We start from the raw sequence: 4,904 nt of genomic DNA on the forward strand, positions 1-4,904 counted from the left end.
CACCTGGGCCCCCGCCCGGTAGGCCATGGCCACCCCGTCCCCCGTCGCCACGTCCGGGTTGGAGGTGTAGAGGTACACCTTGCCCGCGCCGCCGGTGGCCAGCACCGTCACCTTGCCCAGGAAGCGATCGATCCGCTCCGAGTCCGTGAGCGCGTACACCCCCAGGCACCGGCTCTGCACCCCCGGCCCCGGCCTCCGGTCCAGGATGAGGTCGATGGCCGAGGTGTGCTGGAAGAAGGTGATGTTGGGCTGCTCGTCACACGCCGTCAGCAGGGCCCGCTGCACCTCGCGCCCGGTGATGTCGCCGGAGTGGATGATGCGGCGCTGCGAGTGGCCCCCCTCGCGCGTGAGATCGAACTCCCCCGAGGCCCGCCGGTTGAAATCCGCCCCCAGCGTCACCAACTCCCGGATGCGCTCCGGCCCCTCGCGCACCGTCACCTCCACCGCGTCCAGGTGGTTGAGGCCCGCTCCGGCCTCCAGGGTGTCCTGGATGTGGGCCTCGAACGAGTCCGTGGGCGACAGCACGCTGGCGATTCCGCCCTGCGCATAAGCGGTGTTGCCCTCGTGCCGATCACGCTTGGTGAGCACCGCCACGGTGCCGTGCCGGGCGGCCTGGAGAGCGAACGACAGGCCGGCCACACCACCACCCAAAACCAGGAAGTCGAACCGATGGGGCATGTGTCAGACCCTTAATGGCTGTAAGTGCCGGAAACAAGGCGATTTCTTGAGGACTTTCGGGCGGGGATCTAAGGTTGGGGGGCCCATATGCGAGCCCTTCCCTTCCTCCTGCTGCCCGCGCTGCTGCTTGCCCCCCTGGGAGCCCGTGCGTCCGATGGCATCTACAGATACGAGGAGAAGGACGGGACGATCATCTACACGAACGTCCCGCCTCCCGGCGCCAAGAAGGCGAGCAAGCTCAAGGGCACTTTTTCCCAGGCGCCCGCGCCCACCGCGCCGGTGAGGGGAAGGGCGCGCACGCCGACGGAGCTCGAGCCGCACATCGTGAAGGCCGCCGAGCGCTACCGCATCCCCAGCGCGCTGGTGCGGGCCATCATGCACACGGAGAGCAACTTCAACTCCAACGCGGTGTCCCCCAAGGGCGCCAGCGGGTTGATGCAGCTCATGCCGGGCACGGCCTCGGAGATGTACGTGAGGGACATCTTCGACACCCGGGAGAACATCGAGGGCGGGGTACGCTACCTGCGGGTGCTGGCCAACCTCTTCGGGGGCGACATGGTGAAGATGGTGGCCGCGTACAACGCGGGCCCGGACGCCGTGCGCAAGTACGGGGGACAGGTGCCGCCGTACCCGGAGACGCAGGCTTACGTGCGCAAGGTGCTCCAGCTCTACTTCCATTACAAAGAGCGCGAGCAGCTCTCGAACAACGAGGCTCGCGGGACGGATTCCGATGGCGACGACGCGCGTGACGGGGCGGGGGCAGAAGAGCCCCGTTGACGAGGAGTTCCTCAAGCATCTCTACCGGGGTGGCGAGCTGCTGGCCCAGGGCAAGGTGATGGAGGCCCGGGCCCTGCTCGAGCGGGCCCACCAGCTCCAGCCGAAGAACGAGAAGGGTCGCAACCTGCTGGGGCTGGCCTACTTCAAGCTGGGCCTCTTCGATCAGGCGGCTGAAATCTACGAGGCCCTGGTGCGCGACAACCCGGTGGACGCCACGCTGCGCGTCAACCTGGGACTGGTGTACCTGAAGACGAGCGCCCTGCAGCGCGCGATGCGCGAGTTCGAGACGGCCACGGACCTGCAGCCCGACCACAAGAGGGCGCACAACTACCTGGGGCTCGCGCTGGCGCAGGCCGGGGAGTACGGCCGCGCCCGCCAGCACTTCCTCGAGGCTGGCAGCGACGTGATGGCGGAGAAGATGGCCAAGGCCATCGCGGGGGAGCGGTTCGCCCAGCCCACCCGACCCGCGACGATGCCGGCCACGGCCCCCGCCGCGCGTCCGGCCTCCAGCGGTGAGGCCCAGTGGGGCACCCAATTCGGCCTGGACGAGAGCCCCTCGGACACCCCTTCGACCGTCGCCCCCGGCGACGAGGAGATGCGCCTGGCCGAGGACGAGGGGCCGGGCTCCCTCTCCGAGGACGCGCCGGACGGAGCCCGGGAGGGGCAGGGCACCCCTGAGGCCGCGCGGGAGGACACCGAGTCGCTGGAGGATGCCACCCCCGAGCTGCCGGCGAAGGCCGTGACCTTCCGGCCGGGCTCGGAGGTGCCGCTGCTGGCCGAGCTGGTCCCGGCGGTGGCGCTGTCGGGGGCGAGCCAGGTCAACCCCTTCCGGGTGGGCAACGGCAGCTTCTCCGCGCTCGTGGAGGGCGAGCTGCTCACCCGACTGGAGGGACTGGTGGCCTTCTCCGGGCCGCTCCAGTTCCAGCCGGAGTCGAAGCGCATCCGGGGCCGTGCCGCGGAGCAGCCCTTCGGCGAGGGGACGCGGCGGTTGGTGCGCGCGAGCGGCCAGGGGATGCTCTTCATCGAGGCGGCGGAGGCGCGCTCCTTCCTGGCGGTGGACCTGGGCGACGAGGGAGCCTACGTACTCGAGGAGTGCCTCTTCGCCTTCGAGGAGGCGGTGGCCTTCGAGAATGGCAAGGTGCCCTCGGAGCTGGCGCCGGACCTGGAACTGGTACATCTGCGCGGGCAGGGCAGGGTGGTGCTGAGCCTCCCCGGGTCGCTGCGCTCGGTGGCGGTGGCCGAGGCGGCGCCCGTGACGGTGCCGCTGTCCCATCTGGTGGGCTGGCAGGGCAAGCTCACCCCCCAGGTGGTGTCGCTCCCGGGGGAGGACAGTGGGTTCGCCGTGGAACTGAGTGGTGAAGGATTTGCCCTCATCGCGTTGCCAGTCCGGTAGAAGGCGCCTTCATGGATCGAGCAGAGCGGGCATTGAGGAAGCGGCAGAAGAAGGAGGAGCGGGCGCGGCGACGGGCGGAGCGCCAGCCCAGCGTGCTCGTCCAGGAGTTCTGGAACCTGCCCAACATCCTCACGTTGGGGCGCATCGTCCTCATCCCCGTCTTCGTGTGGCTCACCGCGGACGCGGATCCGCTCTCCTCGTTGCTGGCGGCGGCGGTGTTCGCCGTGGCCTCCATCACGGACGTCGTCGACGGCTACCTGGCGCGCCGGTGGAACCTCATCACCGTGGTGGGCAAGTTCATGGACCCGCTGGCCGACAAGCTCATCGCCATGGCGGCCCTGGTGATGATGGTGCGGCTGGGGCGCATCACCGCCTGGGTGGTCATCGTGCTGCTGGCGCGCGAGTTCATCGTCAGCGGCCTGCGCACCATCGCGGCGAGCGAGGGCATGGTCATCGCCGCCGGGCAGGAGGGCAAGTGGAAGACGTCCCTCCAACTCGTGGGGATCATCTCACTGTGCGTGCACTACGAGCACGTCATCGACGTGGGCTTCTACGCGGCGCCCGTGGACTTCAACAAGGTGGGCCAGGTGTTGGTGTACTTGTCGGGGGCGTTCTCGGTGTGGAGTGCCGTCGTGTACTTCCGCGCCTTCCTCTCCATGCTGGCCAGACGGGGGAACGGAGCGGACGTACAGAAGGCTTGACGCATCCGGAAGCGGACGGTATATCCCCCCTCGCTTTCGACGTCGCCGCGAGGCGGCTGCGGAGGCAATCAGGAGTCGAGAGAAGCGGGAATAGCTCAGTGGTAGAGCATCGCCTTGCCAAGGCGAGGGTCGAGGGTTCAAATCCCTTTTCCCGCTCCAATACTCCGACCTGATGCGGGAATAGCTCAGTGGTAGAGCATCGCCTTGCCAAGGCGAGGGTCGAGGGTTCAAATCCCTTTTCCCGCTCCAGTCAAAAGGCCCCCTGGGAAACCAGGGGGCCTTTTTTTTGCCCACCCAGCGGTGCTCCTCTGGAGAGCAGGCTCGCGAGCCGCCGCTCGTTGGAGGGCGCGCGGCTTTGCTGTATGGATAGCGCCGCATGATTCGCCATTTCCGGGAGCTCTATCAGTACCGGGGGCTCCTGCTCAGCCTGGTCCAGCGTGAGTTGAAGGCACGCTACCGGGGCTCAGTGCTGGGCTTCTTCTGGACGTTCCTCAACCCCACGCTGCACATGCTCGTGTACGGGCTGCTGTTCGGCGTGTTCATGAAGAATCAGGTGGAGCATTACCCCTTCTTCATGTTCGTGGGGCTGCTGCCGTGGATCTGGTTCTCCACCTCGGTGAGCGCGGGGGCCAGCTCCATCAGTGATCGGCGCGACCTGATGACCAAGGTGCGCTTTCCGGCGCAGGTGCTGCCCGCCACGGTGGTGACCACCAACCTGTGCAACTTTGTCTTCTCGCTGCCGTTGATGGTGGTGATGGGGATGATCTTTGGGGTGTGGCCCTCCTGGCACATGGTGGCCTTCCCGGTGGTGATACTGACGCAGCTCTGCTTCACCCTGGCGGTGGTGTACGTCGTCGCCGCTCTCAACGTGACGTTCCGGGACCTCCAGCACATCATCACCAACCTGATGATGCTTTGGTTCTTCATCACGCCGGTGCTTTACCGGGTGTCCACCATCCCCGAGAAGTACCGGCTGGTGATGTTGCTGGCCAACCCCATGGCCATTCTCATGACCTCGTACCAGGCCATCTTCTACGAGCACCGCCTGCCAGACGCACTGCCCCTGCTGGGCCTGCTGGGTGCGTCCGTGGTGCTGCTCTGGGGAGCCTCGCAGCTCTTCGAGAGCCGTCGTGAGGAGTTCGCGGAGTCCATCTAGATGTCCATCCACGACAGTCAGGACGCCATCGTCATCCAGGACGTGGTGAAGAGCTTCCGGAAGAAGACCATCCGGGGCGAGTACACGACGTTCAAGTCCGAGCTGCTGCGCTGGTTGCGCGGGCAGCGCCGGCCGCAGGAGGCCCGCCTCATCACGGCGCTGCGCGGCATCAACCTCACCATCCCCAAGGGGAAGACGG

The 4,904-nt window shown here is 67.3% G+C and carries 5 protein-coding genes, 2 tRNA genes and 1 pseudogene; 7 read left to right on the forward strand and 1 reads right to left on the reverse strand.

What is annotated here, in order from left to right:
• Positions 1 to 678: FAD-dependent oxidoreductase (locus VF794_RS04775; RefSeq protein ID WP_331107988.1), on the reverse strand; the 678-nt coding region annotated here is incomplete at its 3' end.
• Between the two features lie 87 nt (positions 679 to 765).
• On the opposite strand from VF794_RS04775, the gene VF794_RS04780 reads away from it, so the two are divergent.
• The 7 genes and pseudogenes from VF794_RS04780 to VF794_RS04810 form a co-directional block, all read left to right on the forward strand.
• Complete coding sequence (locus tag VF794_RS04780) at positions 766 to 1,455, forward strand: lytic transglycosylase domain-containing protein (protein ID WP_331107989.1); 690 nt, start codon at positions 766 to 768, stop codon at positions 1,453 to 1,455.
• A complete protein-coding gene (locus tag VF794_RS04785; protein ID WP_331107990.1) occupies positions 1,409 to 2,848 on the forward strand; it encodes a tetratricopeptide repeat protein in 1,440 nt (479 codons plus the stop codon). The genes VF794_RS04780 and VF794_RS04785 overlap by 47 nt, the downstream gene beginning before the upstream one ends.
• An 11-nt stretch (positions 2,849 to 2,859) precedes the next feature.
• Positions 2,860 to 3,549: a CDP-diacylglycerol--glycerol-3-phosphate 3-phosphatidyltransferase gene (gene pgsA, locus VF794_RS04790; RefSeq protein WP_331107991.1), complete on the forward strand. Its 690-nt coding sequence runs from the start codon at positions 2,860 to 2,862 to the stop codon at positions 3,547 to 3,549.
• 84 nt (positions 3,550 to 3,633) lie between these two features.
• Positions 3,634 to 3,708: transfer RNA gene (locus VF794_RS04795), tRNA-Gly, on the forward strand.
• A 15-nt stretch (positions 3,709 to 3,723) separates the two neighbouring features.
• Positions 3,724 to 3,798: transfer RNA gene (locus VF794_RS04800), tRNA-Gly, on the forward strand.
• Positions 3,799 to 3,925: 127 nt separating this feature from the next.
• Complete coding sequence (locus VF794_RS04805) at positions 3,926 to 4,705, forward strand: ABC transporter permease (RefSeq protein ID WP_331107992.1); 780 nt, start codon at positions 3,926 to 3,928, stop codon at positions 4,703 to 4,705.
• 6 nt (positions 4,706 to 4,711) lie between these two features.
• Positions 4,712 to 4,904, forward strand: a pseudogene (locus VF794_RS04810) (ABC transporter ATP-binding protein); the annotation flags it as partial.

It is taken from the genome of Archangium sp., assembly GCF_036389735.1.
In the GTDB taxonomy this organism is placed as follows: domain Bacteria; phylum Myxococcota; class Myxococcia; order Myxococcales; family Myxococcaceae; genus Archangium.

Coding starts and splice junctions, on each gene's coding strand:
- VF794_RS04785 (WP_331107990.1), top strand. CDS start 1,409: ATGGCGACGACGCGCGTGACGGGGCGGGGGCAGAAGAGCCCCGTTGAC.
- pgsA (WP_331107991.1), top strand. CDS start 2,860: ATGGATCGAGCAGAGCGGGCATTGAGGAAGCGGCAGAAGAAGGAGGAG.
- VF794_RS04780 (WP_331107989.1), top strand. CDS start 766: ATGCGAGCCCTTCCCTTCCTCCTGCTGCCCGCGCTGCTGCTTGCCCCC.
- VF794_RS04805 (WP_331107992.1), top strand. CDS start 3,926: ATGATTCGCCATTTCCGGGAGCTCTATCAGTACCGGGGGCTCCTGCTC.